A 15,822-nucleotide genomic window follows, 5' to 3' on the forward strand; every position below is an offset into this window, starting at 1 on the left:
CCCCGGCGGCGCGACCGGCGGGGTCACCACCCAGCCGACCGTGCCGACCCGCGAGGTGCCGACGGTGACCCAGCCGGACCCGACCGTGCCGACCCGCGACGTGCCGACGGCGGTCCCGACGCACAACGCACCCGTGCCGACCCACGACCTGCCGCCGACCTTCCACGCGCCGACGCCGTCGCAGGCGCCGGTACCGACCTACAAGCCGCCGATCGTCGATCCCAAGCCGCACGCCATCGCGGACAACACGCACATGGTCGGCGCGAACACGACGCCGATCCAGGACTACCCGACCTACACCGATCACTCGATCCTCGCGAGCGGCGGCCTGTCCGGCGGTCTGCTGCCGGAATCTACGATGGCCGAGACCCACCACATGGGCCCTGGCGGCTTGGACTCAGCGTTGATATAGCGCGAGACCTTGGTGATCAAGGGGTGAAGGGGGCGTCCATGTCGATCGAGAGCACAACTATGTAAGGAGGCAGGTTGTCTGCCGCAGCCGGGCTGAAGGCCGCGACGGTGAAACATCCGGACGCGATGGCGCCGCTGATCCGGATTCTGGACGAACTGCGGGAGATGACCAGATTCGCGGGCCGCGACGATCTGGGCAGCCGGTTGAGCATGGTCCGGGCGAGAGTGAGCGACCCCCGGGTCCGCCTCGTCGTCGTCGGCGAGCCGAAGAACGGCATGAGCACGCTGGTCAACAGCCTGGTCGGCGCGTCGGTCAGCGCGACCAACAGCGACCTGAGCGTGCCCGTCATCGTCGAGTACGGACCGGAACCGACTGCGACACTGGTGCGTTCGGTCGACGGCCGCACCGAACGGCAGTCGGTCGACCCGCTCGATCCCGGCCCCGCCATCTCCGGCTTCGGCGTGATCCGGGCCGAGTTCACCCAGCCGAGTCCGCTGCTGGCCGACGGCGTCGTGGTGATGGACGCACCCGGCGCGCGTGGCGCCGACAACACCACCTGGTCGATGATCGCCGCCGCCGACGCCGTGCTCTACGTCGGTGACGCCGCCACCGAACTCACCGTGGACCAGATCGCCTACCTGCAACGCATCCAGCAGATCTGCCCGACCGTCATCTGCGTGCTCAACAAGATCGACCAGTTCTCCCACTGGTCACACACCCAGCAACGCAATCGGGAACTGCTCGACGCGGCCGGGCTCGGCTTCGCGGTGGCGCCCGTCTCGGCGGAGCTGCACCGGCAGGCCGGGCTGTCCGGCAACTACCAGCGCGACATCGAATCCGGTGTGCCGCAACTGATCGACCACCTGCGTGATTATGTGGTCGCTCGCGCGGACAGTGTCGCGCTCGATGCCGCGGTGCAGGATATTCGGCTGGTCAGTGACCATCTCGCGTTGACGTTGCGCAATGAAGTCGAGTCGCTGCGGGATCCGCGGATGCGGGCCGAGATCACCGACAAGCTGGTCCGAGCCAGGGACGAGGCCGAGCAGCTGCGCCAGCGGACAGCGAACTGGCAGGTGACCCTGGTCGACGGCAGCACCGAGTTGATGGCCGACATCGAACACGACCTGCGCCACCGCCTGCGTAGCCTCGTGCGTGACGCCGAGGCCGAAATCATGCAAACAGATCCGGCGCGGCGCTGGAAGGAGTTCGGCACCGATCTCGACGCCAGGATCTGCGAGGCGGTAGAAGAGAACTTCGTGATGGCGCACTACCGCTCGGTCGAACTGTCCGAGCAGGTGGCCTCGAAGTTCCTCGCCGACAACCGAGCCGCACCGCTGCCCAACATGCGGTTGGAGAACCCCGGCGAGGTGCTCGAACCGGTGCAGCCACTCGAGCCGCTGGAGAGCGCGAAAGCGCGTGTGGGCCAACAGATCCTGTCGGCGCTGCGCGGCTCCTACGGCGGCATCCTGATGGTGGGCCTCGTCACCAGCATCCTCAAGATGTCGCTGGTGAACTGGTACTCGATCGGCGCGGGCGTGCTGCTCGGCATCAACGCCCTCTGGGACGAGCGCAAAAACCTCAAACAGCGCCGCCGCGCCGAAGCAAAGCTCGCAGTGGCTCGCTTGATGGACGACGTCATCTTCCAGGTGAGCAAGGAATCACGAAATCGGTTGCGCGCCATGCAGCGCGTACTGCGTGACCACTTCACCGATATCGCCGCAGAAGTCGCCAAGCAGGCCGACGAGGCACTGCGCCTGGCCGAGGCCGCCTACCAGAAATACGGCGACCACAGCGGCGACCGCATCGCCGACGTCGACGGCCAACTCGGCAAACTGCGCGGCCTGCGCGAACAGGCCGACAGCTTGACCGTCTGATCGAAGTCATTGCGTTGGATGTGAGCTCACAGTGCGACGTGTACGTCACACTGTGCGGCCACCGATGGATCGTGCGTGACTATCAAGACTGTGGTGCCGCAATCTCGTAGTCTTCCGAGGTGCCGCATGATTGCGTCGCGATTTTCGCTGTCCAGCGCACCGGTGGGCTCATCGGCCAGTATGACGCTGGGGCGCCTGATCAGTAGTCGGGCAACGGCTACGCGCTGTTGTTCTCCGCCGCTCAGCTCGAAAACCCTTGCGTCGAGCTTATCCCGCAATCCCACCTGTTCGAGCGCTTCCAGTTTCCACTCGCGCTTGTTGCCAGTGCTGCGCTTGGTGTATGTGCAGGCAATGGAGAGGTTCTCATCGACGGTGTCGTCGTCGATCAGTGCGTAGTTCTGGAATAGATACCCAACCTCATGGCGGAAGTATGTCACGCGGTCTCGTCGACCAACTTTTGCCAAGTCCCTGCCATTGACGACGATCTTCCCTCCGTCGTAATCATCAAGTAGGCCGATGCAGTTGAGAAGCGTCGTCTTGCCGCTGCCACTGGCACCCGTAATGGCGAGCATGCTGCCTTGATCAATTGTGAACGACAGGTTGTCGAAAAGTAGTCGTTCGCCAAAAGTCTTTCGCAGTTTGCTGACCTCAATGGCCTTCGCTACCGACAGTGTCACATCGTTCCTTCCCTGGACGTGCTCGAGTGTCATTCTCATTCCCGCTTGATCCAGGTGGCGTGCGATCGTGTTTCGTAGACTGAGATAAAACCCAGTGTGATCAGGATATCCACTGCGACCGTGCCGATCGCCACCGAGCCCAAAATTCCGCGTGAGAGCGAAGAGGTAGTCAGAGCAAGACCTGCCAGCGTTATCGCAGAGCCGAGCGCCAACCCGATCGCCAGGCTGCTGTGTCGACGCCAGAATGAATACCCATGAAGTTCTTTGAGATAGAGCCTTTTGCGGTTTCGCGAGCAATACAGTGCCGCAAGATAGCTTGCTATTACAACACTTGCAATACAGGTGACGAGTAGCCCATATAATTGGTTATAGCTTGCTCTTTCTGCATCGGCGATATCCTGCATGGAGAGATCTCTGATCGAATAGTAGTACTGCAGATACGCGCTGATTCCAACCGAGGTAAGGTTATCGCTGAGTTGCGCATGGTCCAGGAAAAGAGCCTCGGCCGAGCTGGATTTAGCAGAGTAGAAATCGTCGGACAACAACCTAGCTTTCGCATCGGTCACTAAAATGACCGGGTCGCGTACGAAGCTCTTCGTCAGTGAATCGGTGACTCGATAAGAGAATACATCCTGGCCAGCAGCAACGTTTTTCACGACGACCTTTACTTCTGCTGGGTCGATCGGCGTGCCTTGAATGCGCTGCTGAAACACGACAAATCCGACGTATTGTTCCACTATCTTCGTTTGTTGATGTCGTTTACTCTCCGGTATGAGGAGGGTCATGCCGAGATCGGTAACAACCACGTCCTCAGTGCAAGACCCGAATGTGTCCAAAATGCAATTCTCGCGGAGGAAGTTGTTATCAACTATGAGATCGGGGAACTGCTCTCCATTTTGTACTTCCGCTGCGGGTCGGACGTCATGGCTGGCCACCAGGAGGGCTTTTTCCTGGCGCTCGAAGCTTTCAAATACGCCTCTGATACTTGCGTCCAGATCTCGTTTTTCTTGGCCACCGATCCTTCCAGTCGCCACCGAATGACTTAGAGCTAAATAATCGGGCATAGCTTTGAATTTCTCGGAAACCTGATCCATCGCTCCAAGAAGCAATAGTGATCGGATGCCACCGACTATCAGGGTGAGCGCTGTCGCCATGATTGCAAATTTAGCGAGGTATGCGAAATGCAATAACCCCCGATCGGGTTTTGTGCCCTTCAAGTGTTGACTCATCTGGTGCGTCAACGCGAATCCAATCGCAACAAATTCGACGATCACCAGAAGCAAAAACACGAGCCCGAATGCCATAAGCAGAGTTGTCATAAGCGCCGTGAATCGGGCGAACTCATTATATTGCCAGAGATAGATGCTAGTCACGGCGACGATGGCCACGACGAGCAACGCGCTCGTTTTGGCAAGCGTGCCGAGTCTCTCGGCTATTATCCGCCAAGATGGGTAACCGTGCAGGGACTTTACCGCGTAGGTTTTGGCAGAGGCCAGCGCCGAGTACGCGACGACAAGGGCGCAGCCCAGGGTTACCACGAACAGTATGGTCAATAAATTGGACTGCGATAGAACATCCCAGAGTGCGGTTGTATAATTTTGATTCCAAATTGAAACCTGAAACCCGTGCTTCTGTAGCTCGGTAATCGATCTTCCAACATCCGAAGGGGTTCCATCAACAAGATATCGGCCGCGAACATCCTCTGTGGTTATTCGACTAGACGGTTGGAAAGAGGTGATGAGATCCGGATCAAAGTTGACATACTTGCCCCCGGGCGCGATGGCCTCCTTGCGGCTGGGGCTACCTATAAACTCGAAGAAGACGCGATCCGTGCTGGTATTCCGAGAGAAACTGAGTTTGTATATATTAGTATTGCATTCTATGGCAACAGCTGAGAAACTATTATATAGTAGGTCTTTCGAGAGGGACTTGTCGAAGTTATCTATAACTATTTCTGTTGTGCCACGCAGGGGCTGCGCTTCGTCTTTGAGCTCGAAGTAAACAACAGAAATTATTGCTGTCAGCAAAAAGCTGGCGGCTATGACAACTCGCGAAACGAGTTGCACGATACCTCATCTCTTCGAGTGGCTTCTCGCCTGTCCCGATGGTGTTACCAGTGCGGAACAGGCGAGAAACCGGCGGTGCGTTTACGCCCCGTTGACGATCTGGAACGACTCTGTCGGAATCATGAGTGAATGGCGCGGCGAATCAATTTTGCCAGGATATCAACCGCGCCCGCTCATCAGATATTCGCTTTGCCGCTACTGCCACCTTGAACATCATAGAATGCCTCATTGCCAGTCAGGCATCTATTCTGTCGGGCCTCTGCACGAGTGCCGGCGGGCCGCCAGCCGGATGAGCTTGTTCCATTGCAATTACGCACAGCAGAAGAATGAGTGCGATCGTTGTGATCGTACATTGAATAGTTGTCGGTTCCCCCGGAGACGGTTGAGCTTCCGTACTGCCACAGCCCGCCTTCGGGATGTTCGACCCCGGCATTTCCTACGCCCATCCCCAGGCCGAGTCCAACGATGCCGATGAATCCGGCGACAACAGTTTTCTTCGCAGAGATCACTTGTGTTCCTCCCCATTGAAATTGATGCACTTAGTTGGCATCAGAACTGAATGCTAACAAGCAGTTTAGGCAAGGTCAACTGCTGAATAGTTTTCTGCACAAACGATTTTGGCGTATGTCCACGTCAAAACTCCCCGAAAGCATCGCGCTGTCGGGCGTTTGCAGGCAGGGTCCGACCCTTCATGCCGCACCGCCGTCTTTGCTGGTGAGATGCCTATGCCTGCATTTCGATGCGAGAGTCGTTCAGCAGACACCCTCTTCTGGCCTGAATCACCCACCCCAATCCCGAGTTGTGTTCCGTCACTTAGGTTTGACGCACTGATGCCGCGATCGGTTCCATCGAACTTCGAAAACTTTGAAGTGGCTTGCTCCGCTGCTCATGTAGGGCGGCCTGGCTCGGTGCGCTGTGAAGACGACCGGACAGGAAGCGATGAACGGAGCGCCGACCTCGGGCGGGAGCCTGTGCGAACACTGGCCTTCGCAGATAGATTGACGGCTTGGATGGTGCTCGAAACCCCTGTCACCCAGGGTTGTTCGCGGGGGAGTGGGCGGGTTGAAAACCGCCTGCGGTTCGGTTGTCCTCGGCTCTGATCACGTGGGTGACCGCGTTGATCAGGGCTAGGTGGGTGAAGGCCTGGGGGAAGTTGCCGAGGTGGCGACCGGTACGCGGGTCGATTTCCTCGGCGTAGAGGCGGAGTGGACTGGCGAAGCCGAGGAGTCGTTCGCACAGGTGCCGGGCGCGTTGCACCTCGCCGATCTCCACCAGTGCGGAGACCAGCCAGAACGAGCAGATGGTGAAAGCTCCTTCGGCGCCGGACAATCCGTCGTCGGTGGTTTCGGTGCGGTAGCGCAGCACCAGGCCGTTCTCGGTGAGCCGGTCGGCGATGGACAGCACGGTGGCCCGGATGCGGTGGTCCTCCGGCGGCAGGAAGCGGGTCAGTACCGCCAGAAGCAGTGAGGCGTCCAGGGTGTCGCCGCCGTAGGTCTGGGTGAAGACGCCGTTGGCGTTCACTCCGTGCTCGAGAATGTCGGCCTTGATCTCGTCGGCGATGGTGTACCACTCGGTGGCGTGCTCGTATTGGCCGTGCAGTTCAGCGAGTTTCGCACCGCGGTCCAGCGCGACCCAGCACATCACCTTGGACGAGGTGAAGTGCTGCGGCTCGCCACGCACCTCCCAGATGCCGCGGTCGGGCTCGCGCCAGTGTGCGATGGCGGCGCGGACCTGACGTTCCAGCAACGGCCACAACGTTTCCGGGACTTGCTGGCGTGATTTCACGTGCAGGTACACGGCATCGAGCATGGTGCCCCAGATGTCGTGCTGGTCCTGGTTGTACGCGGCATTGCCGATGCGCACCGGCCGCGAGCGGTCGTAGCCGCTGAGGTGGTCGAGGGTCTCCTCGGTGATCTGGCGTTCGCCGCCGATGCCGTAAAGCACTTGCAGCGGAACGGCATCCCCGTTGTCGCCGGTGGTGGCGTCGCGCAGGAAGGCGAAGAAGTCGTCGGCCTCGCGGTCGAGTCCGAGGGTGTAGAGGCCCCACAGCGCGAAGCTGGAATCGCGCACCCAGGTGTAGCGGTAGTCCCAATTGCGTGCACCGCCAGGGGTTTCCGGGAGGGAGGTGGTAGCGGCCGCGAGTAGTGCACCGGTCGGCGCGTAGGTGAGCCCTTTGAGCGTCAACGCGCTGCGCTGTAAGTAGTCGCGCCACGGGTGATCCGGGAAGTTGCCGAGCGTGATCCACTGCCGCCAACTCTCGGTGGTCTGCCACATCCTCTGCGCCGCGTCTTCATAGGTCTTGGGCGCGGGCAGTTCCGACCAGGTCAACGCGACGAACTTCTCGTCGCCCTCCGCCATTCTGGTGCGAGCGCGGGCCTCCCGGCCCTCGAGGCCGAGCCGCAGATCGGTGGTCAACACCAGGCTCGGGCCCGCGCTCGGGTCGTCGGTGCGGACCGCGGTCGCCTCCTCGTACACCTTGCCGGTGTACTCCCAGCGACCCGCCGCACGGTGGTAGTCGAACGACGGTTCACAGCTCATTTCCAGCTCGACGGTGCCGTTGACGCACTTCACCGTGCGCAGCAGCATGTGCTCGGCATCCCAGTCCATCGGGGTGCGGCGGTGCGTCTTGGAGCGCTGGTCGTTGTTGTGCCACGGGCCGAGTACCAGCGCGTCGCGCACGATCAACCAGCCGGTCTCGGTCTGCCAGGTGGTCTCCAGGATCATGCCGCCGGGCAGGTAGCGACGCGCGGCGGGCACGTTGACGCCGTACGGACCGATCCGGAAGTGCCCCGCGCTACGGTCCAGCATCGCGCCGAAGACGCTCGGGGAGTCCGGGCGCGGCACACACATCCATTCGACCGCCCCGTTGCTGGCAATCAGACAGCTGGTCTCGCAGTCGGACAGAAACGCGTAGTCGTCGATCGGCGGGTAGGCGCCATGCCGCTTGGACTCGGACAGGTAACTCAGCACCGGCAGGTCGTACGGTTCGTCGACGGTGAGATCATCAGAGGACGGCATACCTCATCTTCGGGCCGGCCGAGCCGCACGTCCACTCGCTTCGCCGCCGTGCCGTATCAGCGGGCCGCCGTGACCGAATACTGACCTTGCCGAGCTCTCAGGTGGACCCACTAGGCTGGACGGCGTGCAACAGATCGCAGGGTGGTGGGACAGCTTCGAGCTGTGGGTAGCGGGACTCCCGTTCATCCCGCAGTTCCTCGTCGTGCTCGTCGGCATGGTCCCGGTCAGCTTCGCTATCGCCTACCTGCTGGACCGCACCCTGCGCGCCCTCCTGCGCATCCTGGACCGCAAGCACGGCATCGAGCAGGCGTTGCCCGCCGTCCCCGACACCGTGCCCGCCGACCTAGCCGTCGACGCCCGCCCGACCGTGCAGAGCGGTGCCCACTGATGCCACGTTCGCGCGTCCAGCTCGCTTTGATCGCCCTGCTCGTCCTCGTCGTGGTTGCCTGGCTCGTCACGCGCTGACCCCCCGCGACCAGCTCATCCGTTCAACGGTGCGGCCCGACAGTCCGGGTCGGCCGCGCACGTGCTGACTTCCCGCACACGGACTCGCCGTCCTGACACGCGTGCGTTTGTCAAAATGTGTGCGGCGGGCTTCCACGGCGGTGGCCAGCGCTAGTTCTCCCGCTCGCCCATCCGCCAGTCGTTGAACCGCTTGCCGATCTTGGACACCGTCTCGCCGACCTCCTGGCCCACCGTCCCGACCGCGGCACCGACATCGCGGCCGAGGTTGCGCACAGTGCGGATCAGCGGGTCCTCGGACTGGTCGAAATTGGTGCGGTAGGTGCGGGCGGCGCCCTTGATCTCCTCGGTGAGGCTGGTGTTCTTGTCCTGATCGCGCCGGGGATAGTCGCCGGCGAGCATGCGGTCGTATTCACCGCTCTGGATCCACCGGCGCAACTCGGCGGCGCGCAGCACGGAGAACGGGTGGCTCTGCAACTCCAGGTTGAGCAGTTTCAGCACGCCGTCGCGCAGATCGCCGGACCGCTCGTAATCGTCGGCCTGCGCGAGGAATGCACCGTGGTTCATCTCCTTGATCCAGGTGCCGCCGGCCGTCTTCATGTGTACCCGCACCGAGGCGTCGACATCCTGTCCGCACAGCAGCCCGGCCCGGTCGCCGGACAGCTCGGACTTGCGGCTCCATTCCATCAGCGCGGCCACGATCGCGCGTAAAGCCCAGCCGCCCACCGGCATCCAGCCGATGCTCGCGGAGATGCGCAGCAAATGCATGAGCATGGTGCGGTACACCGCGTGCCCGGACAGGGCGTGACCCAGCTCGTGGCCGACGATGAAACGCAACTCCTCGGTATCCATCAGGTCGATGAGACCGGTGGTCAGCACGATGAACGGCTGGTCCATGCCGATGGTGAAGGCATTCACCTGCGGGCTCTGCAGCACGAACATCTCCGGCGTGGTGCGGGCATCGAGCACGGCGACGCAGTCCTCGCGCAATTGATGCAGCGAACGGAACTGTCGTTCGTCGACCCGAACCGCCGTCGCCAGGTACAGCAGGCGGTGCTGGCGTTCTTGCAGCAAACCGGACAATGTACGCAGCACAGTGTCGAAACCGGACAGCGTGCGCAGCGCGACCAAGGCGGTCCGGTCGGCCGGGTGCTCCCACGCGCGAGTGCTGATGCCGGGAAACCTCGTGCGTATGCGATCCGGGCTGGTAGTCATGGGATGAAACCCCCCTCTTCCTGGAGCTCTGTGATTCGAATCGAGGCCGTGGCCTCTGCTACAGTCTGCCCGTGTCTTCGAATGCCGTCCCGCAGGTCCGCCATGAACTGGCGTTGATCGCGGTCGGCAACCTCGCGGTCGCCGACATTCTCTGTCGCTGATCGGCGACCGGGCACGTCTGCACGTCCCTCCCTCGTAGACTGGCGTGCAACTTTTTCGCAGACGTCCCCGAACCCCGGCGGCCTACCCGGCCGACAGTCGCGCCACAGCCGCATCGAAGCGGCGGCAGGTCTACCGATCCATCGCAGTCTTCGCTGCCGCTCGAGATTCCCGAGCAGGCGGTCCGTAGGAAAGGTCCACCCCGATGTCTCGCAAATTCTGGCTCACTCCGCGCCGACGTAGCGCCGTCGCCGCAGTCACCGCATTCGCGGCGGTCGCCCTCACCGCGTGCGGCGGCGGAGCCAGCGACACGGTCGGCGGTGGCGGCGCGGACGGCAGCGGCGGCACGCTGAATCTCTACGCCTACGCGGTCCCCAAGCCCGGCTTCGACAAGGTCGCCGCCGAGTTCAACAAGACCGAAAAGGGCAAGAACGTCATCGTCAACGGCTCCTACGGCGCGTCGGGCGACCAATCCCGCAAGGTCAAGGACGGCGCCGAGGCCGACCTGGTGAACTTCTCGGTCGAGCCCGACATCACCCGACTGGTCGACGCCGGTTTGGTCGACACGAACTGGAATGCCGACGCCACCAAGGGAATTCCGTTCGGCTCGGTCGTCGCGATCGTGGTCCGCAAGGGCAACCCGAAGGGCATCAAGGACTGGGACGACCTGCTGAAGCCGGGCATCGAGGTGGTCACCCCGAACCCGTTCAGCTCCGGCTCGGCCAAGTGGAACCTGCTCGCCCCCTACGCGGCCAAGTCCGAGGGCGGCAAGAACCCCCAGGCGGGTCTGGACTACCTGAGCCAGCTGGTGTCCAAGGATCACGTGAAGGTGCAGCCGAAGTCGGGTCGCGAGGCCACCGAGACCTTCCTGCAGGGCACCGGCGACGTGCTGCTCAGCTACGAGAACGAGGCACTGTTCTCCGAGCGCAACGGCGACCAGATCGAGCACTTCGTGCCGCCGGTCACCTTCAAGATCGAGAACCCGGTCGCGGTGCTGAAGTCGAGCAAGAACCAGGAGAAGGCGCTCGCCTTCCGCGACTTCCTCTACACCGCCGAGGGTCAGAAGGCTTGGGCGCAAGCGGGTTTCCGCCCGGTCGACCCGAAGGTGGCGGCCGATTTCAGCACCGATTTCCCGACCCCGCAGCAGTTGTGGACCATCGCCGACCTGGGCGGCTGGAAGGCCGTGGACAAGGAGCTGTTCACGCCGAACACCGGCTCCGTCGCGGTGATCTACGACAAGGCGACCAAGTAACCGGCTCCGGCACACGGGATACTGGACGACTGTGACTGACACCAGCACCGCCGGGATCGGCACGAAGCCCGCTCCCGGCGGTACCCCGAACACCGGCCGGTGGAATTGGTCCTGGCTGCGCGTGACCGGCTCGGTGGGCCCGCTCGGCATCGCCACCGCGGTGCTCTGGCTCAGCATCATCGTGCTGCTGCCACTGGCCGCACTGACCGTCACCTCCTTCGAGGACGGCTGGTCCGGCTTCTGGGACGCGGTCACCGCGCCCGCCGCGCTGGACTCGCTGCGCATCACCGTGCTCGTCTCGGTGGTGGTCGCGGTGATCAACGTGGTGATGGGCACGCTCATCGCCTGGGTGCTCGTCCGCGACGACTTCCCGGGCAAGGGCATCGTCAACGGGCTGATCGATCTGCCGTTCGCCTTGCCGACGATCGTGGCCAGCATCGTGCTGCTGTCCCTGTACGGTCCGCAGAGCCCGATCGATATCCACCTCAACGCAACTCAGCCCGGGCTGGTCGTGGCGCTGGCGTTCGTCACGTTGCCGTTCGTGGTTCGCTCGGTGCAGCCGGTGCTCATCGAGGCCGACCGCGAGGTGGAGCAGGCCGCGCTCTCGCTCGGCGCGGACAACTGGACCACCTTCCGCCGCATCGTATTACCCACCTTGGCTCCCGCGGTCATCTCCGGCGGCGGGCTCGCCTTCGCCCGTGCCATCGGCGAATACGGCTCGGTGGTGCTGATCGGCGGGGCGATCCCGCGCGAGACAGAAATGGCCTCGCAGTACATCCAGAAGCAGATCGAGATCGATCGCCCGATCAACGCGGCCGCGGTTTCGGTTGCGCTGCTGGCGATTTCGTTCGTGTCGCTGCTCGTGCTGCGCTTGCTCGCCGAGCGCAGTGTGCGGAAAGAGCAGGAGACGCGATGAATCTGTCTTGGCCCACCCGGATTTCGCTGCGCGTCGTCGCGCTGGGCTACCTGTTCGTGCTGCTGGTGCTGCCGCTTATCATCATTCTGCTGCGCACTTTCGAAAAGGGCATCGGCGCGTTCATCGACTCGATCACGACGCCGGCGGCCATCTCGGCGTTCCAGCTGTCGATGATCATCGTGGCGATCGTGGTCCCGTTGAACGTCATTTTCGGCATCTTCACCGCGCTCGCACTGGTGCGCGGAAAGTTCCCGGGGCGCACTCTGGTTCAGGGCATCGTCGACCTGCCGTTCGCGGTCTCGCCGGTGGTCGTTGGTGTCGCGTTGATCCTGCTGTGGGGTGCCAACGGCTGGTTCGGCGGGCTCGAGAGCGTCGGCTTCAAGGTGATCTTCGGCCTGCCCGGCATGGTGATCGCCACCATCTTCGTCACGTTGCCGTTCGTGGTGCGTGAGGTCGAGCCGGTGCTGCACGAGATCGGTGACGAACAGGAACAAGCGGCCACTACCCTCGGCGCCACCCGGTGGCAGACGTTCTGGCGAATCACGCTGCCCGCCATCCGCTGGGGCCTCACCTACGGCGTGGTGCTCACCGTGGCCCGCGCCCTCGGTGAATTCGGCGCGGTGATCATGGTGTCGTCCGCGCAGCCCGGCAAGTCGCAGACGCTGACGCTGCTGGTGCACGGCCGATACATCAACGACCACAACACCTTCGGCGCCTACTCCGCCGCGACCCTGCTGATGGGCCTTGCCCTCGTGACACTCCTGTTGATGACCCTCCTCGAACGCAAGCGGGGCACTAAATGATCACCGTGACCAATGCGAAGAAGAACTACGGTTCGTTCGCCGCGCTCGACGACGTCACCATCGATATCCCCTCCGGCGAGCTGACCGCCCTGCTCGGGCCCTCCGGTTCCGGCAAATCGACGCTGCTGCGCTCGATCGCCGGACTGGAATCGCTCGACTCCGGCATCGTGCTGATCGCGGGCAACAACGTGACCAGGGTGCCGCCGCAGAAACGCGACATCGGTTTCGTCTTCCAGCATTACGCCGCGTTCAAGCACATGACCGTCCGCGACAATGTGGCGTTCGGTCTGAAGATCCGCAAGCGGCCCAAGGCCGAAATCGCCAAGCGGGTAGACGAATTGCTCGGCATCGTCGGCCTCGACGGCTTCCAGCACCGGTACCCGGCGCAGCTGTCCGGCGGTCAGCGTCAGCGGATGGCGCTTGCGCGCGCGCTCGCTGTCGACCCGCAGGTGCTGCTGCTCGACGAGCCGTTCGGCGCGCTGGACGCCAAAGTTCGTGCTGATCTGCGTACTTGGCTGCGCAGGCTGCACGAGGAGGTCCACGTGACCACCGTGCTGGTCACCCACGATCAGGAGGAGGCCCTGGACGTGGCCGATCGGATCGCGGTGATGAACAAGGGGCGCATCGAGCAGATCGGCACGCCGGAGGATGTATACGACCGGCCTGCCAATGAATTCGTGATGTCCTTCCTCGGTGCGGTCGCGCGGCTCAACGGACATCTGGTGCGGCCGCACGATATTCGGGTCGGGCGGGAGCCGAGTATGTCGCTGGCCGAGCACGAGGGGACTGCCGAATCCGCAGGTGTTACCAGGGCGACCGTTGAACGGGTCGTGCATCTGGGCTTCGAGGTCCGGGTCGAACTGCGCAATGCGGCGACCGGTGATCTGTTCGCAGCGCAGGTGACGCGTGGTGACGCAGAGGCGTTGCGGTTGGCCGACGGCGAGACGGTTTACGCACGGGCGACGCGGATTCCGGAGTTGCCTGCGCACTGATCGGTGGGCAGTCCGATTCGGGCTGTGCTTGCGCGGTAGAGCATCCGGCTGCTGGAGCGTTGCTGATCTTGTGCTGACGCAAGAAGATCCCGTCATTGGTGCCGTCGGAAGTGGATCGTGTCAAGCCCTGCAAACGGGCGAGGCGCCTTATCTGGACGGGTGCTTGAGAGGGCTGAGGTGAGAGTCTCGCGTTTCTCGCACCCGCGGGTCGGGACAGTATCCGCCTCCGGCGGTCTTCTGTCCGGACTTCGGGAGATTGTTAGGGGCTATCACAGCATGTGAGAACGTGTATTCGCGCCAGGTGCCCGACGTTCACACGGTTGTTGTGGGTCTCCGCAAACACGGACGGGACACCCGCGAATATCGGCGTGTCGCAGTGCGATCCGGCCGTCGCCGCATTCGCCGCCGTCCAGGGCAGGTGACCAGGATGGATGCTTGTGCTATGCAACCTGTTCCAAAACAGGCGGGCTGCGGACAACAGGGTGTCCGGTGGTTGGCAGGCGGGTCGCGGAGTGGTTGCGTGGACGGAGTTCGAAGCAAATCGGATCGGCGATCAGGTGGATTGCGATGGCGGTTGGTCTGGGTTTGAGCATCGGCACGGTGAACACGGTCTCCGCGCTCGCGGAGGAAGGTTCAGCGAAGGCGCCGCCGGGCCGCCGATGGGCCCAGCGCTCCCAATCCATCACCCGCCGAACAACTCTCACGTTCGATAGCACGGGCCTGGCCCGCGTCGGCATGATTCCGCGGCACGGGCGCGCGATCATCGAGTTCGCCGATCTCACCCAGCGTTCGATCATGTCGGCGCGGGTGGGTCACCGCGCGTTGTCGCCGGCGGACCTGGTCGCGGTGGTGGCCGAGAGTCTCATCTCCGAAACCCTGCTGGAGCATCCGCATTGTGACGGGCACGGCAGCGATGTCGGTATCGCGCTGACCTACCCGGCGCGCTACGCCGAGTCGCACGTCGACGATCTGCGGGCCTCGCTCGACGCCATCGGTCTCGGTCATGTCGCGCTGGTCGCCGAACCCATCGCGGCGGCGACCTGGCTGGAAGCCGATCGTGGCCCGCTCATGCCGGGGCTTGCCCTGATCTACGACCTAGGCGGCGCGAGTCTCGACGTCACGTTGGTTCGGGTCGGCGCAGGCTGTCCGATCAATCCCATAGTCGGCGAGCCGATGCGTTCCGCCGAGTTCGGCGGCCGGGCCTTCGGCGCGCTCGTCGCCTCGCGGGCCGGGCACGGATTGCCCTCGGCCTCGATCTCCGGTTCGGTCACCGGCACGACCGCGGACGAGTTACGCACCAAGCATGTGCGCTCGTCGTTGGAACTGGTCTACCGATGTCTGCGCGTCGCGGACGTCACCATGGCCGACGTCGACTGCGTCTTAGTAGTCGGCGGCGCGGCTCGGCCGGTCGAGGTGGCCCAGGTGCTGGCGGGCGAGCTGGCGCGGCCGGTGATCACCGCGCCCGATCCGGAGCGCACGATCGCCGACGGGGCGGCGATCATCGGCCGCCGGGCCGCCGTCGCCGCCGAGGAGGCCGCGGGTAAGCACCACGGCAAGCGGCGCGGTGGCGGCGCGCACAGGGCGGCTACCCGGGCCTTGGTGCTGTCGCAGCGGACCAAGCAGCGGCTGACCAAGGTCGCGACGGCCGCGGGGTTGTCCGTCGCGGGTGTCGGCCTGGCGCTCGCGTTGCCCGCCGACGGGGTGATCGTGGGGTTGGCGCAGCTCGGGCTGCGGTAAACGGGGCGATCCGGTGGCGGCGGTGACGAGGGCGGCCGCCACCGGATCCTCTGAACGTTGCGGCCGCGACGGCCTGCTTCCCCTATGTAGGGGACTGGCGGTCGCGGCCTCTTGGCGTTTCTCCGTCGCCGGTTCCCATGATCGTTCGTCCAGATGTGTCTTCGTGGGTTGACGTGACCTTCTGTAGGTGTAACTATGGGAAACAGGTAAACGTTCTACTAGGAGAGGCAGCGACGACG

Annotated in this window: 13 protein-coding genes and 1 pseudogene; 9 read left to right on the forward strand and 5 right to left on the reverse strand. The window is 63.4% G+C overall.

The annotated features are described in order from the left end of the window. Positions 1-412 (forward strand): annotated as a pseudogene (locus tag NN4_RS45265) (hypothetical protein); the annotation flags it as partial. Between the two features lie 74 nt (positions 413-486). After that, on the forward strand, positions 487-2,286 hold the full coding sequence (locus NN4_RS31565; protein WP_147139085.1) for a dynamin family protein: 1,800 nt from the start codon (positions 487-489) through the stop codon (positions 2,284-2,286). A gap of 26 nt (positions 2,287-2,312) precedes the next feature. On the opposite strand, the gene NN4_RS31570 is transcribed toward NN4_RS31565, so the two are convergent. The 4 genes from NN4_RS31570 to NN4_RS31585 all read right to left on the reverse strand — a co-directional run bounded on the left by NN4_RS31570 (position 2,313) and on the right by NN4_RS31585 (position 8,047). Continuing rightward, the gene (locus tag NN4_RS31570; RefSeq protein ID WP_147139087.1) at positions 2,313-2,996 is read right to left on the reverse strand and encodes an ABC transporter ATP-binding protein; all 684 of its coding nucleotides are present in this window, start codon (positions 2,994-2,996) and stop codon (positions 2,313-2,315) included. A gap of 2 nt (positions 2,997-2,998) precedes the next feature. Next, positions 2,999-5,029, reverse strand: coding sequence for a DUF1430 domain-containing protein (locus tag NN4_RS31575; protein WP_147139089.1), 2,031 nt, complete (start codon positions 5,027-5,029; stop codon positions 2,999-3,001). 176 nt (positions 5,030-5,205) lie between these two features. Then, the gene (locus tag NN4_RS31580; RefSeq protein WP_147139091.1) at positions 5,206-5,538 is read right to left on the reverse strand and encodes a lactococcin 972 family bacteriocin; all 333 of its coding nucleotides are present in this window, start codon (positions 5,536-5,538) and stop codon (positions 5,206-5,208) included. A 520-nt stretch (positions 5,539-6,058) separates the two neighbouring features. Further along, positions 6,059-8,047 (reverse strand): glycoside hydrolase family 15 protein, encoded by a 1,989-nt coding sequence (locus tag NN4_RS31585; protein ID WP_147139093.1) that lies wholly within the window; start codon positions 8,045-8,047, stop codon positions 6,059-6,061. Positions 8,048-8,171: 124 nt separating this feature from the next. On the opposite strand from NN4_RS31585, the gene NN4_RS31590 reads away from it, so the two are divergent. After that, positions 8,172-8,435, forward strand: coding sequence for a hypothetical protein (locus NN4_RS31590; RefSeq protein ID WP_186818725.1), 264 nt, complete (start codon positions 8,172-8,174; stop codon positions 8,433-8,435). A 227-nt stretch (positions 8,436-8,662) separates the two neighbouring features. On the opposite strand, the gene NN4_RS31595 is transcribed toward NN4_RS31590, so the two are convergent. Continuing rightward, complete coding sequence (locus tag NN4_RS31595) at positions 8,663-9,724, reverse strand: M48 family metallopeptidase (RefSeq protein ID WP_147139095.1); 1,062 nt, start codon at positions 9,722-9,724, stop codon at positions 8,663-8,665. Positions 9,725-9,795: 71 nt separating this feature from the next. Here NN4_RS31595 and NN4_RS46985 point away from each other — a divergent pair, with 71 nt between their 5' ends. The 6 genes from NN4_RS46985 (at position 9,796) to NN4_RS31620 (ending at position 15,583) form a co-directional block, all read left to right on the forward strand. Further along, a complete protein-coding gene (locus tag NN4_RS46985; RefSeq protein ID WP_324188356.1) occupies positions 9,796-9,885 on the forward strand; it encodes an Ms4533A family Cys-rich leader peptide in 90 nt (29 codons plus the stop codon). Between the two features lie 203 nt (positions 9,886-10,088). After that, positions 10,089-11,135, forward strand: coding sequence for a sulfate ABC transporter substrate-binding protein (locus NN4_RS31600; RefSeq protein WP_147139097.1), 1,047 nt, complete (start codon positions 10,089-10,091; stop codon positions 11,133-11,135). Between the two features lie 55 nt (positions 11,136-11,190). Continuing rightward, positions 11,191-12,051, forward strand: coding sequence for a sulfate ABC transporter permease subunit CysT (cysT, locus tag NN4_RS31605; protein ID WP_371865778.1), 861 nt, complete (start codon positions 11,191-11,193; stop codon positions 12,049-12,051). Continuing rightward, positions 12,048-12,854, forward strand: coding sequence for a sulfate ABC transporter permease subunit CysW (gene cysW / locus NN4_RS31610; protein WP_147139099.1), 807 nt, complete (start codon positions 12,048-12,050; stop codon positions 12,852-12,854). The genes cysT and cysW overlap by 4 nt, the downstream gene beginning before the upstream one ends. Further along, a complete protein-coding gene (locus NN4_RS31615) occupies positions 12,851-13,846 on the forward strand; it encodes a sulfate/molybdate ABC transporter ATP-binding protein (protein ID WP_135235559.1) in 996 nt (331 codons plus the stop codon). The genes cysW and NN4_RS31615 overlap by 4 nt, the downstream gene beginning before the upstream one ends. A 567-nt stretch (positions 13,847-14,413) precedes the next feature. Beyond that, entirely contained in the window at positions 14,414-15,583 is a 1,170-nt protein-coding gene (locus tag NN4_RS31620; protein WP_147139101.1) for an Hsp70 family protein, read from the forward strand. The last annotated feature ends 239 nt before the right edge of the window (positions 15,584-15,822 follow it).

This window comes from Nocardia ninae NBRC 108245 (assembly GCF_007990755.1).
Lineage (GTDB): Bacteria > Actinomycetota > Actinomycetes > Mycobacteriales > Mycobacteriaceae > Nocardia > Nocardia ninae.

Bases quoted from the DNA above. Each gene is read 5' to 3' on its own strand.
- NN4_RS31570 (WP_147139087.1), bottom strand. From the start codon at position 2,996: ATGACACTCGAGCACGTCCAGGGAAGGAACGATGTGACACTGTCGGTA.
- NN4_RS31600 (WP_147139097.1), top strand. From the start codon at position 10,089: ATGTCTCGCAAATTCTGGCTCACTCCGCGCCGACGTAGCGCCGTCGCC.
- cysW (WP_147139099.1), top strand. From the start codon at position 12,048: ATGAATCTGTCTTGGCCCACCCGGATTTCGCTGCGCGTCGTCGCGCTG.
- NN4_RS31585 (WP_147139093.1), bottom strand. From the start codon at position 8,047: ATGCCGTCCTCTGATGATCTCACCGTCGACGAACCGTACGACCTGCCG.
- NN4_RS31595 (WP_147139095.1), bottom strand. From the start codon at position 9,724: ATGACTACCAGCCCGGATCGCATACGCACGAGGTTTCCCGGCATCAGC.
- NN4_RS31620 (WP_147139101.1), top strand. From the start codon at position 14,414: ATGGCGGTTGGTCTGGGTTTGAGCATCGGCACGGTGAACACGGTCTCC.
- NN4_RS31615 (WP_135235559.1), top strand. From the start codon at position 12,851: ATGATCACCGTGACCAATGCGAAGAAGAACTACGGTTCGTTCGCCGCG.